The organism is Streptomyces sp. NPDC003016, from assembly GCF_053591455.1.
The window spans coordinates 116156-130329 of sequence record NZ_JBSFTV010000025.1 but is presented as its reverse complement, the minus strand read 5'-3'; the positions used below and the strand labels follow the sequence as shown (position 1 = coordinate 130329).

Genomic DNA, 14174 nt, shown 5'->3' with positions numbered 1-14174 from the left:
GCTGGCTCTGGATGATTGCTGCACGTGCCCGGTTCCCCACCACACAGACCATGATCAACGATCAAGGCGCCGACGCGCCACCGCCAACCATGCACGAGCTCGTTACGACCTCGTGCACGGTAAGGCATGAGAAGCCGTATCTCAACCGAACGTGATCCCTTGGCTTCCGCTGGTCAGGCATGGTTTCGCTCGGAGTGAGGGAGGCATGCGGAGTCTTGTGTCCGCTTCACGACCGAGGGGTGCGCGGTGGTATCGGTGCTGGGAATGCTGGAGGAGTGGGAGGCGACTGCCCGGGTGCGGGAGGAGGGGCTGCGGGAGGAAGCCGCTCGGTTGGCTGAGGTGTTGGAGGCCGCGGAGATCGAGCTGGACCGGCGGGTGATCGCGCGGGAGGAGCTGGTCGAGGCCCTGGCCGTGTCCGCCGCCGGGACGACTGCCGTGACCGGGGTGGATCAGGAAACGGTGCCCTCACCGGTGCCGGGATCGGTGGTGCCGCCCTGACAGGACGGGCTGCCGGTGACCATGCTCGCGCCCGACTGCCAGCGGATGGTGGGCGTGCTGGAGGAGCGGCGGTCCGCGGGCGAGGGACCGGTGAAGGCCAAGGAGATCGCGGCGGAGCTGGGTCTTGGGACGACGCCGACGAAGGTCGAGGGGGTGCGTTCGAAGGCCAGGCGCCTGGCGGAACGCGGGTGGCTCCTTCTGGAGGCGTCGGGGATGTTCAGTACCGGCCGGCGGCCTGCGGCCGTGCCGGACGCCGGCTCATCCGCGTGACCATCGACCACCGGATCACCGCCTCGCTGCCGGCCGGCAGCGTCTCGTAGTCCCGGGCCAGACGGCGGGAGTTCATCAACCACGCGAACGTGCGCTCTGCCACCCAGCGTCTGGGGAGCACCACGAACCCCGTCATGTCGTCGGTGCGCTTGACGATCTCCAAGGTCAGGGCGATTTCGTCCCGGCACCGGTCGACGAGGCCGCCGTCGTAGCCGCCGTCGGCCCACCTGGTCACGCAGGTGCTCCAGCAACTGCCCCACCTCCGGCCGTGACCCGTACACGCGGCAAGAAGCCATGGAAGCAGAAGATCCCCGGACTGCGCCGCCCCGCCCGATCCACCGCCCGTAACAGCGCGACGGCCTTCTGAGCCCGTCCAACACGAAGGCCTGCACTTCCTCGCGAAGCACTGCGGGGGAGTACAGGCCTTTTTGCGTTTCAGGCCGGAGCAGGGTGAGGCTCAACTCCCGTCGCAAGCACGAGCACGCCTGAAGCCCCACGGCAATGCCCCGGGATGGGCTGTTCCGTCACCAGCACGATTGCCAGCCAGCCACCCCGGGGCCCCCACAGCCTGCCCGAGTAGGGACACCCCATGCAATCGGCCTCCCTGGCTTTGTACACGAGAACGGAAGTCGTCTGTCGACGGCTTCGGGAGTCACCGCGTGGGCCGGTTCCTTGATCAATGTCGATGAGTTTGGGAGTCACTCACGGCCCGGCGGGTGGTTTGTGTGACATCCCGTGAGTAGCTGAGGTACAGGAAGTCCTGGTGCGATTGATCTTGGGCGGAACGCCTGGCTGAGGAAACGCGGCCGGGCGTTCCGGGTGAGCGGCTACGACTCCGCGGTCAGAGTTCGCCGCGACGTGCGAGCTGATTCAGCGCGTTCTCGCGGATGATCTCGTTCTCGTTGTCGCGCAAGCCTTCGAGGGCGTCCCGGGCCTCCGGGCCGGGAATGGCGCCGAGAGCCCAGATCGCCTTCACCGCGAGCGCCCGGTTCTCGTCCCAGTCCAGGTGCTCGGGAACCCAGTGGGTCGCCAGGGCCAGCGTCGGTACCGTACGGGGCGAGCGGAGGCGGCCCAGCATCCTGACGATGTCCTCGTGGTCCCTGTGCCAGTCGGCGGGGAATAACTCGGTCAACGCATCCAGGAACTCCTCGACCGAGGCGCCAGCGGCGGCATGGAGAATCAGCGCCATCTCGACGTCGTCGGCGTCCTGGCGCTCCATGGCGTCCCAGAGCAGCCTCAGCGCCAGGGCCTCGCCGTCGGACTCGCCGAAGTGGGCGAGCACCTCGTCGAGCGTGCGCGTCGGACCATCACCCAGTCCGACCGCCAGGCCCATGATCAGTTCCTGCTCCTCGGGGGTCATCGCTTGACCACCTCCCATGCGTTAAACATCCCAGATCTTGGCTGGACCCTAGCAAGATCATTCTCGGTGGGTGCCTCCTGAACTCGTGAACATGGGTCGGGCCGCCAGTAGGGCGCCTTCTGAGCTCATCGACAAACGACTCCCGTTCTCGCGAACAGAGCCAGCCTCCCTTTCCCTTGATCTCTTCACTGGCCCCCAGTACGCCGAGCAGGTCATCGACACCCTCGTCTGCGACCTCATCACCTCCGACCTGTTCCCCGAACCGGTCGCCTACCGCCTCGTATGCGAAGGCAGCCTCGCCGGAGAACCTTGGCTCCTCGCTGAAGCCAGACAGATGTGATCCCGGCGGCCCGGCACCGGGGACGTGCCCGGCCTGCTGTTCATCGTGAGCCGGGACACCACCCGGCTCACCGGTGAAGACGAGGACGGCCGGCGCAGCTAGATACCGCTGTGCGCGCTAACGGTCACCGCGAACCGCAAGGGCCACGCGACCACCGGGACCTTGGCTCCGTCTCCGTGGCTCTTCTCCGGCGACCAGCCCGGGCGGCCGATCAGTACCACGCAACTGACCCAGCGGCTGAACCAGCTCGGGATCCGGCCCAATCAGGCCCACAGCATCGCTCTCTTCCAACTCGCCACCGCGATCCCGGCCGCGATCCTCGCCCACACCCTGGGCATCGACACCGACGTCGCCGTCGCCGTCGCCTGGCAACGACTCTCCGCGGGCGACTGGGCCACATACGCGGCCGAGGTCAGCCGTCGCGGCACCGCGCTGGAGTGAACATCCACGTCGCCCACGAGAGGGTCTCTGCATGTCAGACCCACCTGAGAAGATCACGCCCATGCTGCAAGTTTGTCTGAACGGTGCCAGAGTCCCCGCCCAATGCGCTCACCTCCCCGTGACCCCACAGCAACTGGCGACGGCAGCCCGCACGGCCGTTGCCGCCGGCGCCCAGGACATCCACCTCCACCCCAAGAACCGCGACGGTGAGGACACTCTCGAGCCCTCTGCCGTCGCCGCGGCCCTCACAGCCGTGCGGGCTGTCGCCCCGGGCATCCCCGTCGGCGTCACCACCGGGGCCTGGACCACACCAGACCCTGCAGAGCGCGCTTCGCAGATCCGTTCCTGGACAGTGCTCCCTGATCACGCTTCCGTGAACTGGCACGAGGATGGCGCCGCCACAGTCGCCACCACCCTGCTGGACCGGGACATCGGTATCGAAGCGGGCATCTACTCGGGGACACAAGCAGCACAGCGCTTCCTCAGCTGGCCCGACTCCCACCGCGTCTTGCGCATCCTGGCCGAGATCACAGACACCAGCCCGCAGACCGCGATCCAGGCAGCAACTGGACTTCTGCAAGAACTCCGCTCCGCCACGAAAGCGTCGATCCTCCTCCACGGCGAAGACAACGCCGCCTGGGCCGTCCTGCAGATGGCCGCTTCTCTTCAACTGGACATGAGGATCGGCCTGGAAGACGTGCTCCAGCTACCGGACGGAACGACCGCCGAGACCAATGCCGACCTCATCCACGCCGCACGCGGAATCATCCAGTAGGCGTTCAGACAGTGCCAATACCAGGTGAAGAGCCGGTCCCGGCGACGCCGTGCACGGCTTGCTTGGCTTGGTCGACGGCGTTTTCGAGGACGTTGAGGAGACTGCCTGCGGGGATGCTGTCGGTTTCCAGGCGCTTGAGTGCGCCGACAGCGGCTGCGCTGGCCCTGGTTCCTCCGGCTCCGTAGCCGTCGGCGACGGCGAGCAGGCGGGATCCAGCGTAGGCAGTGTCCTGGTTGCTCTCGCGGACCAGGCCCGTGTCGGACAATGCGGTGTAGCGGATGCCGAGGGGGTGGGCGGTCGGGGTCATGGCAGGGGCCTTCCAGGACAGGTGGTCGATGAGGAAGGTGGCCAGGTCCCGCCGTGCGGCGGTGTCGGCCTCGACCTGGGCCCAGAACGTACGGATCTCCTGGGACGCCGGGCCTGCCTCCAGCGTGCGTATGTGCTGGATGCGGGCGAGGGGCATCCCCAGGCGGCGGAGCCAGACGACCAGTCGGGCCCGGTCCAGTTGTTCCGGTGCGTAAAGGCGGTAGCCGGTCACCGGGTCGACCCGAGCGGGGGGCAGCAGACCGAGCTCGTCGTAAAGACGCAGCGCCTTCGGCGACAGCCGGGACGCCTTCGCGAACGCCCCGGTGGTCAGCAACCCCATGCCCGCTCTCCTCCTCATGCCGAGCACATCACCCGGCCCCACCGATGCTGTGGCCTCCCCCAAGGTGAAGGTCAACCACAGGTCCTGTCCGGCTCGGGCCGATGGTCTCCCACTCGCTGGGGAACTGAGTGATCAGTCGAGGACGCCGGTCCACCGACGGGCCTCGATATCTCACCGGGCGGAGCCGAGCGTGCCTGCAAAGAGCGGCACGGCCCCCACAACGCAGAGCCGGAACACACACTCTGAGGAGTCGGGCGGCCCCGGCTCTCCAACCCTGCACACGACTGCCTTCAGGTGGGGGACGTATCGCTGTACCTCACTGGCCTCCTTCGGGCGTACGCCGACCTCAGGTGGCGTTGGCCGCAACAGCTCGGAATAGGCGAGAGAACAGGAGGCCGGCACCGTGCAAGCGGTCTTACGGAACTCCTTGCCCGAGAACTTCGCCGACGCGGCCGCGAAGTCGAGCACCTTCACGTCCATCTGCCGCGCGTGCTCAAGACGCCCGCCGGCACCCGCACCACGAGCCCCGAGCAGGAGATTGCCCGATGATCCGTCGCATGTTCCGCCGCTGCGGCCACGCCCCCGGCGCCCTCTCCCTCGAGACCAAGCCGTCGTCGACGCCTTCCTCGAACTGCTCCCCGCACTCAAGAACCACACCGACCGGGAAGACCGCGCAGCCTGCTCCGAAGCGCAGAACATCTGCCGCTACCACGCGGGATTCCATGCGGGCGAGCAGTACATCCGGGAGCTGCTGACCACCCTGGCCACCGACTCCATCGCCTTGGACCACCTCCAGGAGCGCCACACCGACATCGAGCAGCAGCACATCGTTACGGCCGCTGTCGAGGGCCCTTGCCGAAGCCACGGCCTGACCCGCAAGTGAAGAAGGCCCTGCCTCGGTTGAACTTCCGCCCTGGTGGTCGTCGCAGTACCCCAGCTCAGGGGATGCGATGGACTTCAAGATCCGTGAGAGCCGCAAGGAACAAGGCCGCCGGAAGCTGCACCGTGAGCGGGAGGAATACTTCCGGCCCGTGGATCAAGGTGTGAGCAGCCGGGAAGCGTGCCGGATCGTCGGCATCAGCCGACGGAGCGGCAAGCGATGGCGCAACGGAACAGCTCCGGCGAAGAACAGACCCGGCTTGCCAGCGCACAGGGTGCGGGCAAGCCGGGTCGTTTCGTCGTCTCGGTGCCTGGCACAGGAGGAGCGGCTCTACATCGCAGACAGGGTGCGGGAGAAGAGCACGGTCCGGAAGACCGCGGCGGACCTGAGGCGGAGTCCCTCGACCATCAGCCACGAGATACGCCGCAACCGGCATCCCGTCACGGGCCAGTACCGCCCCTACGCGGCACAGGCCCGTGCCAAGTCACGTCGGCCTCACCCGAAGCCGCACAGGATGAGCTGTCGTTGCAGGCGCGGAGGCAGCAAATCGCGTACTTGTCCGAACAGCGGGTTCGCCAGCGGGGGCTGCGCCGCACCTGTCGGTGCGGGCCGCCCCGGTCAGGCGCCGGTGGCGGCCGGGACGGGGTCCGGACCGGGTCCGGAGCCGATGATCTGTGCGAGCAGGTTGAGGCCGGGACGGTCCACGGGTCGGGTGTTGGCGTTGAGGATGACGACTGCGGCTCGGTGTTCGGGGGCTATGGCCAGCAGGCTGCGGTAGCCGCCGGTGCCGCCGTTGTGGAACAGGATCCGGTGCTGGCTGCGGGGCAGGTCGGCCGAGATCCAGCCGGGATGGATGACGGCTCCGGCGTTGATGCGGTGGGCGGTGGTGTGGGTGAGAGCGATGGCTTCGGTGAGTTCTTCGGGTGCGGGGCCGATCTGGGCCCGGGCCAGCGTGAGCAGGTCGGGCACGGTGGAGTGCAGGCCGCCGGCGCCGGCGAGGGCGGCCAAGTGCCAGGGTGGGCGGGGGCGGCCGGTGCGGGAGTGGCCGGCGGCCAGTCGTGCGGTGCGTCCGGGGTCGAGAACCACGTGGGTGTCGGTCATGCCGAGGGGCCGGCAGATCTCGGCCTGAATAAGCGAGTCGTAGTCGGTGCCGGTGTGGCGTGCCAGGGCGAGCCCGAGCAGGCCGGCGCCGAAGTTGGAGTAGCGGAAGAGAGTACCGGGCACCGACCGCAAACGGGTGCGCCGCAATCCGTCCATCAGGAGCTCGCCCGTGCAGCCGGCGTAGGGGTCCGATCGGAACAGGCCTCGCGGCAGAAAGCCTTTGGGCAGCCGGGGCAGGCCGGAAGTGTGGCAGGCCAGGTGAGCCAGCTTGATGACCTCACCGCCGCGTTCCGGAGCCGTGATGTCGCGGGGTAGCAGGTCGCGAAGCGGTTGGTCCAGCCCCACGGCGCCACGCACGGCGAGCTGGGCCAGGGCCAGAGCGGTGAACGTCTTGGTGACGGAACCGATCTCGAACAGCGTGCCCGGGTCTGCGCCGTGCAGTGCGGACTGCCCGCCCCGGACGGCACCCACCACGACGACCCCACGCTGCCGGGCGCCGAGCCGCTCCGCTGTTCGTCGTACCAGATCATCGAGGAGCGAGGTCATGATCGTCAGACCTCCGTCCGGCCGAACAGGCGTCGGCCGCCGTACTTCTTGTGTACGGCCTGCTTTGAGACCCCCAGCGCCTCGGCGATCTGCGTCCACGTTGTCCCTGCCACCCGCGCCCGGTGCACGAGAACCTCTTCCTGTCCTTCCAGGCGGTGGCGCAACGCGGCTGCCTCGCGCAGTGCTTCGACGGGATCGGTGTTCTCGGTGATCGACGAAATATCAACTTCAGTCATGCGTCAACCTTAGTTGACATCCCTCTCGATCGTCAATCTAAGTTGACGACATGGGTGAGGTGCCGAGAGTTGTCGCAATCGGAGGAGCCGGAGGGCGCGCGAGGTCTTCATCCTCAGCCATCGTCATGCTCGCGCAATCACCCTGCGCGAGTACCGGCCACCGGCATGAAGCGGACCGCAGTCAGGCGCCCCTCCCGTGACGGACGATCTTTCGGCGAACCCCTGCCCCGGGGCGATTGCTGTACTGGCCGACCGTGATCGTTCCCAGCGCAACGGCTGTACCGATGTCCCTCAGGGCCGGACCTGGACAGCGAATCGCCGCATGTCCTGGTCGGCACCGGCGGCATCACGACCCTCCTGCGCACCCACGCCGCCCAGCTCCTGCGCCACGGAGCCCGCGCCGTGTTCATCGACCCCGAGCGGATCTCCCACCAGTGGGCGAAGGGCCTGCCGACGGTGACCTACCGCGCCCCCCTGTCGAGATCGGCGGGGCCGCCATGGCTGGACGTTCCGACAGCGAGTCGGGGCACGTTCTGCACCGGAGCCAGGACAAGCTCGGACGGGGGGCGTAGTTCGGGTGCGGTGGGGGCTGGCCGGTGAGGTCGGTGATCAGTCGGGTGCACAGGTAGCGGAGTTTGATGTTGCGGTGCCGGAAGGCGGAGTCCACTTCGCGGCCAGAACCCTCAGCGTGCCCAACGTCATAGGGTCTTGCCCCTCGAGTGGCCGACGGAAGACCACCCCTGCTGCCGCAGTCTCTCGAACCCGTCCAGGAGGAGATCCAGCGCGAACTCGAACTCGAACTGATCGTCACAGCCCTGACCCACCACGGACCCCTCGTCATGAGCCACCGCGCCGGCCAGCTCCATCACGTACGGGTACTCCCCGGCGTCCTCCTGGGAGGCGGCCGTCTGCGCTCGCGGGTCGGGGGCGGGCGAAGCGTCGAACAGCTCCTGCGTGATGCCCATCATGCGGCTGCCCAGAGCGTGCATCACATGGTGCGTCAGATCGACGGAGAAGCCACCGGTTCGGAACATGCCGATCACAGAGTCCATGTACGCAAGCACGACCGGTGTCGGGCTGCTTCGCGACTGGATCACTTGGGCCGCCCAAGGATGTCCGAGGAGAGCGCGTCGCGCCGAGAGGATCCTGTGGCGTACCGCGCTCTTCCAGCCGGATCCCGGGGCCGGTGGATCGATCTCGCCCACGACGACATCAACCATGCCGTCCAGGAGTTGCTCCTTGTTCGAGACGTGCTTGTAGAGCGCCATCGGCACCACGCCCAGCTCCTTCGCGAGCTTGCGCATGCTCAGCGCTTCGATCCCGATGTCATCGGCGAGCGCAACAGCCGCCCGCAGCACCCGTTCCCTGGTCAGAGGGGTTCGGCGCGCTGCCTCCGTCTGCTGAGCCATATCTACACCAGCTCTCTCGTGATGCGTCGTATCAGCGCCTCGGCTTGACGAGTGTACGTCGTACACCTACCGTGAGCCTTCGGTGTACGCCGTACACCATTCTATGGGGGTGGGTCCTGGTGGTATCAACCAGAAGAACCGCGGTCGCCGCAGGTGCGTTCTTCCTTGTCACCGAGGTAGCCGCGATCGGCGGGCTCGTGCTGTACGGCCCTGTTCTGCAGGACGCGGAGTACGTTCTCGGTCCCGGTGCCGACACGCGGGTGTTCCTCGGCGCACTGTTCGAGATCGTTCTGGCGGCGGCCGTCGTCGGCACTGGAGTCGTGCTGTTTCCGGTCCTCAAGAAGCAGAACGAGGCGGCCGCGCTGGGCTATGTGTGCGCCCGCCTTCTCGAAGCCGCCGTCATCATCGTCGGCATCATCAGCGTTCTGTCGGTCGTGAAGCTGCGCAGGGAGTTCGAAGGAGCGGCGGACAGCGATGCCGCCTCGCTCGCCACAGCCGGCAAGACCCTGGTGGCCATCCATGACTGGACGTTCCTCATGGGGCCCAACTTCATCCTGGGAGCGAACTCCCTGGTCCTTGCGTGGTTGATGTACCGCGCCGGGCTCGTCCCACGGTTCATTGCGGTATTGGGGCTCGTAGGGGGCGCGTTGATCTGTGCTTCGGCGACCGGAGTGATGTTCGGGCTGTACGAGCAGGTCTCCGTGGCGGGTTCGGTCGCGGCGATCCCCGTGTTCGCGTGGGAAGTAAGTCTTGCCATCTGGCTCATAGCCAAGGGCTTCAAACCGGCTGCCCTCCTCGACGGGGGCAGCGAAGGGAAGAGGCGCATTACCCCGTAGCCGGGTGACGGAACATCAGCACATGCTTCTGCTTCTGCTTCTGCTTCTGCGCGGCGCGGCGCGGCGGGGCGGGGAGGGCGCGGGTGCGGCAGGGCGCCGACGTCCCCCTGGCTGCCGTCGACATCTACGTGATGCGCTGCGCGTTCCAGTGCCGGTACCTGCTCGCCGAAGCCCGCCGCCACCTTGACCACGTTCTGCGCGGCCGCCGGGGACCGGCACGATCGGCGCATGGGAGACCGAGGCCGTCCTGCCGGTCTCGGGAACGTTCAATACCCCGCCAAGGGCAGCCTGCGCGTGGACGCGGTCCTGATGACAGGCGCGGAGGCCGGGCTGCCGGTGCTGTTCGTCGAGGTCGGTCACGGCACCGAGACCCGCCCGCCCCTGGCGAAGAGACTCACCGACTACCGCCGCTTCTTCCGCCGCACCCTCAAGGGCACCGACCAGCGCGAGATCTCCTTCTGGCGCACCCTCTACGACAACAACGTGACAGCACCCGCGCAGGCTGACGAGAAGGAGAAGCGGCAGCGGGCCGCCGAGCGGGAAGCGCGGCGTCCGGTAGGCGAGCGGTGCGGGGAGAAGTTCACCGACGAACGGTGGGAAGAGACCAGGGCGCGTGGCGGCGCATGGAAAGCCAGCGACCTGTCCGTGTGCGGGAGCTGCCACGCCGACGACGTCGCCCGGAAGGAAGCCGCCGCCGAAGCCGCTCACCGCCAGGCCGCCTACAGCCGGAGTCGGAGGACGACCGCGACCAGGATGTGTCCTTTGGACCAGGCCGGATGGTGGTGCAGCGGGAGATTTCGCTCGTGCCGGGCTGGTACCAGACAGAGTTGACGGCCCTCCCGTCAGGAAGGGTGTGCCGGGCCGGGCCATCGCCGGGGACAAAGCCTGCGGTGCTCAGGGCTCGGCGACAGTGGTCCTCGTGAACGCGCTGCTCCTCTTCCTGAAGGGCGAGCTGCCTGGAACACCCGGTTCCCCCCTCTGTGTTGGTGTCATGATCCACAGACGCAGGGGAGGGGTACGCGCATGCGGTGGCCGTGGGGGCGGAACGAGAAGGACCGGGAAGCGGCGCTCGAACGGGCGGAGGCGGCGCTGCGGGAGATGACCGCCGCCTTCTACGAGGCGGAGGCCGCCAGCCGGAGAGTGGACTTCTACCTCTCCGAGATCCGCCGCCTCCTGGAGGAGGGCTTCGGGCTGCATCGGGCGAGCCTCGCCCACACGCTCGCCACCGGTGACCGGGTCGACAGCGGCTACGACCGGGCGTTCACCGAGTACTTCGAGGTCCTCGACTCCCTCACCCGGCTCAGCCGGCACTCGACCGCCCGGAAGCTCGCTCGCGCGGCGTGGCCACCACCCGCCATGACAGCGTTGTCACCCGCTGGGCCATGGACCACCCGGCCCACGACCTGTTCAACGGGCTGCCCCGGCAGAAGTGGAAACGCCGTTCCTGCGGCAATGGAGCCCACGCTCCACGCGTTTACGACGGGGCGAGGGTCGAGGTCCGGCCCTGGCACCGCGAAGACCGCCGGCGCTGGGTCATCGCGCGTCGCAGCGTGAGCCGGCCCCAGGAAGTCTCCTCCTGCATCGCCTACTGTCCCGCGGACACCACACTCGACGAACTCATCCGCGCCGCAGGCAGTCGCTGGACCGTGGAGGAATGCTTCCGGACTGCGAAGCAGGAACGCGGGCTGGACGACTGCCAGGTTCGCCGCTGTCCCGGCCGGCACCGCCACATCACCCTCGCCATGGCCGCCCACGCCTGCCTCACAGTCCTGCGGGCCCGCGCACTCGACATCGGCAAAGCAGAAACGGATCCTCCCAGCTCATCCCCTCACCCTCCCCGAAATCCGACGCCTGATCACCCGCCTCACCCACTGTCGGCCACCACCCGTCGAGCACGTCCTGCACTGGTCGCACCGGCGCCGCAGGCGACAACACCAAGCCCGCGCCAGCCACTACAAACGACGCGGCCACACACCACCAGAAACTGCCCAACCACCAGAGCAGAGACCGTTGCAGCACTAACCAGACACGGCTGGTTCTCGGTGCGCACCCTGAACCAGGACGTCCCGTACGTCGTGCCTGCGGGCGGAACCTCGGCGAAGGCCGCACCGGGTTTGTTCTTGACCGGCTCACCGGACTTCCCCATCCAGCCGTCGGTCTCGATGCTCGTGTGATCCACGAGGACCTGCACGTTCGCGTTCCTGTGGTGTGCGTCCGTGAGCAGGTTCGCGATCCAGTCCGACCCGAACGCGTACAGCGGTATCTTGATGGTCGGTCCGCTCGTGGCACCCCCGATGAAGAGGGACGACAGGATTCTCTTGCTGATCATGCGCACCCCCTATGGCGGGCCTGAACTGCGAGTAAGGCAGGTTTGAGACCGCCCGGTTCCACTGCGGGACGGCCGAGTCCAGGTCCCGGGCAGCGAGGTGGTGATCGACCCCGAGGACGGTCCGGGCGCACCTCGCGCGGGGATCACGCCACCCACAGGGGAACGGCCGACTGCCAGGGCAGCTCACCTCCGGCCATGTCGCCGGGGGTGTCTCCTGTGGTGCGGGCGAGGAGTCGGTTGGGCTGGTGCCCGGTTCGTAGGAGGAGGCGCTGGGTGCGGGAGGAGCGGTGGTGCCGGGCGCGGTGGGGGGCGGAGTATGCGTGCCGGCGGGCGGTTGTGTGGTGCCGTGGTGGGCGGCCGGTGGTGCGGGCGGCGTGGTCAGGGGCGGCAGGGTGGCTACGGCAGCCCGGCTCGGATCGGCGGCAGTCGGGGTGTGCGCCTGGTGGGCGGGGGAGGGGGGCAGTGACGGGGCCGGTACGGGTGGGGTGTCGGGAAGGTGGACGTCGATGCGCACGGGGGGAGGGGCCTGCGGCTGTGGGACGGGGACGGTCAGAGCGCACCCGCAGACGGTGAGGCTGGCGCAGAGGAGGAGGAGTTTCGGCAGCCCGGACTGTATGTGCATGGCATGCCCTTTTCTACGTCGGCTGGCGCCCTCGGCAGGGGCTGGTGTGCGGTCAGGCGGCTTTGAGGGTGTTGATGAAGATGCTCAGGGAGGTGAAGAACTGGTCGATGGCGCGCCACAGGGCCGCGATGGCGTGGGCGATTTCGACGGGGGCGGTGGTGATGATGTACAGCAGGATGATCAGGACCAGCCAGAACAGGGCGCTGCGGGGACGGCTCAGCATGATGGTCTCCCTGCCTTGGCTGCGCGAAGAGCGGGTGGGGGGTGTGGCGGTTGCGGGTGGGCGTCTCCCCCCGAGGCAGGAGCCTGTCATTGGGGTGGGCGGTGTTCACCGGGCGCGGGTGCGGTGCCACAGCAGCAGGGCGCCCGCGGCCAACAGGGCCTTGCGCCCGGTGTTTCCGGGGCCGGCGTACAGGCCGTTCTGGGTGGGGCCCTGGTTGATGTTGAGGCTCAGTTCACGGTCGGCGGCACCGGTGATGATGCTGCGCAGCTGCTGGGGCACCTGACCGCCGACGGCCAGCGCTTCCAGCAGCGAGCGGGCGGCCTGGGGCCCGGAGAGATGCTCTGCGACCAGGCGGAAAATGATGCTGCGCAGCTCTTCCTGGAAGACGTCGATGATGGACAGTTCGGGGCTCAGGTGCCGGATGGAGCCTTCGATGTTCGCGAACGACTTGGCGAGTACCGAGACCATAGGGGTGGTCTTGATGCCGCGCCGTGTGGAGTACGTCAGGACCGAGCTGAGGGTGACGCCGAAGTCGAGCTCCTCCAGTGAGGCAGTGACGACCTGCGGGACCAGGGCGGCCATGTCGTCCCGGAAGTCCGCCAGCTGTGACCACGCGGTGGCGTGCCCCATCTCGACCCAGGCTTTGGCCACCCCTGCGCCGTCGTTCTGCGCCAGGCACAGCAGCACCCGCAGGACGCTCTGGCTCAGGGGCCGGTCGATCCGGCCGATCATGCCCCAGTCGATGAGGTGGGCGGGCTCTCCGGGATGGACGAAGACGTTGCCGGGGTGGGGGTCGGCGTGGAAGAACCGGTCGGTGAAGTAGCCCCGGTACATGAACGCCAAGAGCTCACGTCCGATCTCGGTGCGTTCCTCGAGGCAGAAGGCCGCCGGGTCGGCATCGCGGATGGAACAGCCCGGAGCCAAGCTCTGGACCAGCACCCGCGATGTCGCGGAAAACACTCTGGGGACGGTGATGTGCTGGAAGTCCGCAGCCAGGGTCAACGCCATTCTCATGTGCGCGGCTTCCAGGGAGAAGTCCAGCTCGGGTCGCATCGCATCGAAGATGACCTTGAGCATGGCGTCGATGTCCACGACGGCGTTGAACCGCGGGGCCCGCCGACCGGCGAATCGGGCCAGCCTGCGCAGGAGCGCCATGTCTGCTTCGACCACGCTCCGCACCCCGGGCCGCTGGATCTTCACCGCGGCGGGGGTGCCGTCGCTCAGGACCGCTCGGTAGACCTGGGCCAGGGACGCCGCCCCCAACGGGGTGTCGGTGTCGATGTCCTTGAAACGCGAGGTCCAGTGAATGCCGAGGTCGGCTTTCAGGACCGGCTCGAAGTCCGCGAACGGGGCAACTGTCACCTGATCGTGGAGCTTTTGCAGCTCACCGACCATGGAGGGCGAGACGAAGTCGGGGCGGGTGGAAAGGATTTGACCGACCTTGATGTAGAACGGCCCCAGCCCTTCCAAGGTCTGGCGCACCGCCTGCGCCCGCTCTGCGGCTCCCTGCGGGGTTTCACCGTCGATGTCGTCGAGCTGGCGGCGGATGCTCCGTCTGATCTCCTGCCGGGCCAGAAGGGAGAGTTCCTTGGTGACCTGGCGCGCACGGCGGCCATGGCCCATGGGCGGCTCCTGACGGGAGGGGGCTGCGGTACAGCCCAT

General features: G+C 68.0%; 16 protein-coding genes and 4 pseudogenes. 10 read left to right on the top strand and 10 right to left on the bottom strand.

Features of this window, described 5'->3' with window-relative positions:
- Positions 1-246: 246 nt before the first annotated feature.
- On the top strand, positions 247-498 hold the full coding sequence (locus ACWDZ4_RS22135; RefSeq protein ID WP_451510117.1) for a hypothetical protein: 252 nt from the start codon (positions 247-249) through the stop codon (positions 496-498).
- 217 nt (positions 499-715) lie between these two features.
- Here ACWDZ4_RS22135 and ACWDZ4_RS22130 read toward each other — a convergent pair whose 3' ends face one another.
- Positions 716-1003: a transposase gene (locus ACWDZ4_RS22130; protein WP_451510116.1), complete on the bottom strand. Its 288-nt coding sequence runs from the start codon at positions 1001-1003 to the stop codon at positions 716-718.
- 606 nt (positions 1004-1609) lie between these two features.
- The gene (locus ACWDZ4_RS22125) at positions 1610-2128 is read right to left on the bottom strand and encodes a HEAT repeat domain-containing protein (protein ID WP_451510115.1); all 519 of its coding nucleotides are present in this window, start codon (positions 2126-2128) and stop codon (positions 1610-1612) included.
- Positions 2129-2198: 70 nt separating this feature from the next.
- On the opposite strand from ACWDZ4_RS22125, the gene ACWDZ4_RS22120 reads away from it, so the two are divergent.
- From ACWDZ4_RS22120 to ACWDZ4_RS22105, 4 genes and pseudogenes are all read left to right on the top strand, one after another.
- Positions 2199-2468 (top strand): hypothetical protein, encoded by a 270-nt coding sequence (locus tag ACWDZ4_RS22120; protein WP_451510114.1) that lies wholly within the window; start codon positions 2199-2201, stop codon positions 2466-2468.
- Between the two features lie 162 nt (positions 2469-2630).
- Positions 2631-2909 carry a hypothetical protein gene (locus ACWDZ4_RS22115; RefSeq protein WP_451510113.1) on the top strand — a complete coding sequence of 93 codons (279 nt, stop codon included), beginning with the start codon at positions 2631-2633 and terminating at the stop codon, positions 2907-2909.
- Between the two features lie 31 nt (positions 2910-2940).
- Positions 2941-3282: pseudogene (locus tag ACWDZ4_RS22110) on the top strand (3-keto-5-aminohexanoate cleavage protein); the annotation flags it as partial.
- Positions 3283-3684: a 3-keto-5-aminohexanoate cleavage protein gene (locus tag ACWDZ4_RS22105; protein WP_451510121.1), complete on the top strand. Its 402-nt coding sequence runs from the start codon at positions 3283-3285 to the stop codon at positions 3682-3684.
- Between the two features lie 22 nt (positions 3685-3706).
- Here the strand turns inward: ACWDZ4_RS22105 and ACWDZ4_RS22100 are convergent.
- Positions 3707-4330 (bottom strand): annotated as a pseudogene (locus ACWDZ4_RS22100) (MerR family transcriptional regulator); the annotation flags it as partial.
- Between the two features lie 171 nt (positions 4331-4501).
- Positions 4502-4810 carry a hypothetical protein gene (locus tag ACWDZ4_RS22095; RefSeq protein ID WP_451510112.1) on the bottom strand — a complete coding sequence of 103 codons (309 nt, stop codon included), beginning with the start codon at positions 4808-4810 and terminating at the stop codon, positions 4502-4504.
- A gap of 58 nt (positions 4811-4868) precedes the next feature.
- On the opposite strand from ACWDZ4_RS22095, the gene ACWDZ4_RS22090 reads away from it, so the two are divergent.
- Both ACWDZ4_RS22090 and ACWDZ4_RS22085 read left to right on the top strand, forming a co-directional pair.
- On the top strand, positions 4869-5213 hold the full coding sequence (locus tag ACWDZ4_RS22090) for a hypothetical protein (protein ID WP_451510111.1): 345 nt from the start codon (positions 4869-4871) through the stop codon (positions 5211-5213).
- A gap of 67 nt (positions 5214-5280) precedes the next feature.
- Positions 5281-5730: pseudogene (locus ACWDZ4_RS22085) on the top strand (helix-turn-helix domain-containing protein); the annotation flags it as partial.
- A gap of 98 nt (positions 5731-5828) precedes the next feature.
- Here the strand turns inward: ACWDZ4_RS22085 and ACWDZ4_RS22080 are convergent.
- The 3 genes from ACWDZ4_RS22080 to ACWDZ4_RS22070 form a co-directional block, all read right to left on the bottom strand.
- Positions 5829-6857 (bottom strand): serine hydrolase domain-containing protein, encoded by a 1029-nt coding sequence (locus tag ACWDZ4_RS22080; protein WP_451510110.1) that lies wholly within the window; start codon positions 6855-6857, stop codon positions 5829-5831.
- 5 nt (positions 6858-6862) lie between these two features.
- Positions 6863-7093, bottom strand: a complete 231-nt coding sequence (locus ACWDZ4_RS22075; protein WP_451510109.1) for a hypothetical protein — start codon at positions 7091-7093, stop codon at positions 6863-6865.
- A gap of 698 nt (positions 7094-7791) precedes the next feature.
- Positions 7792-8502 (bottom strand): TetR/AcrR family transcriptional regulator, encoded by a 711-nt coding sequence (locus ACWDZ4_RS22070; RefSeq protein WP_451510108.1) that lies wholly within the window; start codon positions 8500-8502, stop codon positions 7792-7794.
- 119 nt (positions 8503-8621) lie between these two features.
- Here ACWDZ4_RS22070 and ACWDZ4_RS22065 point away from each other — a divergent pair, with 119 nt between their 5' ends.
- From ACWDZ4_RS22065 to ACWDZ4_RS22055, 3 genes and pseudogenes are all read left to right on the top strand, one after another.
- Positions 8622-9338, top strand: a complete 717-nt coding sequence (locus tag ACWDZ4_RS22065; protein WP_451510107.1) for a DUF4386 domain-containing protein — start codon at positions 8622-8624, stop codon at positions 9336-9338.
- A gap of 228 nt (positions 9339-9566) precedes the next feature.
- Positions 9567-10169: a hypothetical protein gene (locus tag ACWDZ4_RS22060; RefSeq protein WP_451510106.1), complete on the top strand. Its 603-nt coding sequence runs from the start codon at positions 9567-9569 to the stop codon at positions 10167-10169.
- A 509-nt stretch (positions 10170-10678) separates the two neighbouring features.
- Positions 10679-11193, top strand: a pseudogene (locus ACWDZ4_RS22055) (IS701 family transposase); the annotation flags it as partial.
- Between the two features lie 9 nt (positions 11194-11202).
- Here ACWDZ4_RS22055 and ACWDZ4_RS22050 read toward each other — a convergent pair.
- From ACWDZ4_RS22050 to ACWDZ4_RS22040, 3 genes are all read right to left on the bottom strand, one after another.
- Positions 11203-11667, bottom strand: coding sequence for a hypothetical protein (locus ACWDZ4_RS22050; protein ID WP_451510105.1), 465 nt, complete (start codon positions 11665-11667; stop codon positions 11203-11205).
- 674 nt (positions 11668-12341) lie between these two features.
- Positions 12342-12512, bottom strand: coding sequence for a hypothetical protein (locus ACWDZ4_RS22045; protein ID WP_451510104.1), 171 nt, complete (start codon positions 12510-12512; stop codon positions 12342-12344).
- 105 nt (positions 12513-12617) lie between these two features.
- The gene (locus ACWDZ4_RS22040; RefSeq protein ID WP_451510103.1) at positions 12618-14135 is read right to left on the bottom strand and encodes an ABC1 kinase family protein; all 1518 of its coding nucleotides are present in this window, start codon (positions 14133-14135) and stop codon (positions 12618-12620) included.
- Between the last annotated feature and the right edge of the window lie 39 nt (positions 14136-14174).

What these genes read in the sequence shown, in the direction of transcription:
- ACWDZ4_RS22125 (WP_451510115.1), bottom strand. Translation starts at nt 2,128, where the DNA reads ATGACCCCCGAGGAGCAGGAACTGATCATGGGCCTGGCGGTCGGACTG.
- ACWDZ4_RS22095 (WP_451510112.1), bottom strand. Translation starts at nt 4,810, where the DNA reads ATGGACGTGAAGGTGCTCGACTTCGCGGCCGCGTCGGCGAAGTTCTCG.
- ACWDZ4_RS22080 (WP_451510110.1), bottom strand. Translation starts at nt 6,857, where the DNA reads ATGACCTCGCTCCTCGATGATCTGGTACGACGAACAGCGGAGCGGCTC.
- ACWDZ4_RS22075 (WP_451510109.1), bottom strand. Translation starts at nt 7,093, where the DNA reads ATGACTGAAGTTGATATTTCGTCGATCACCGAGAACACCGATCCCGTC.
- ACWDZ4_RS22070 (WP_451510108.1), bottom strand. Translation starts at nt 8,502, where the DNA reads ATGGCTCAGCAGACGGAGGCAGCGCGCCGAACCCCTCTGACCAGGGAA.
- ACWDZ4_RS22060 (WP_451510106.1), top strand. Translation starts at nt 9,567, where the DNA reads ATGGGAGACCGAGGCCGTCCTGCCGGTCTCGGGAACGTTCAATACCCC.
- ACWDZ4_RS22050 (WP_451510105.1), bottom strand. Translation starts at nt 11,667, where the DNA reads ATGATCAGCAAGAGAATCCTGTCGTCCCTCTTCATCGGGGGTGCCACG.
- ACWDZ4_RS22045 (WP_451510104.1), bottom strand. Translation starts at nt 12,512, where the DNA reads ATGCTGAGCCGTCCCCGCAGCGCCCTGTTCTGGCTGGTCCTGATCATC.
- ACWDZ4_RS22040 (WP_451510103.1), bottom strand. Translation starts at nt 14,135, where the DNA reads ATGGGCCATGGCCGCCGTGCGCGCCAGGTCACCAAGGAACTCTCCCTT.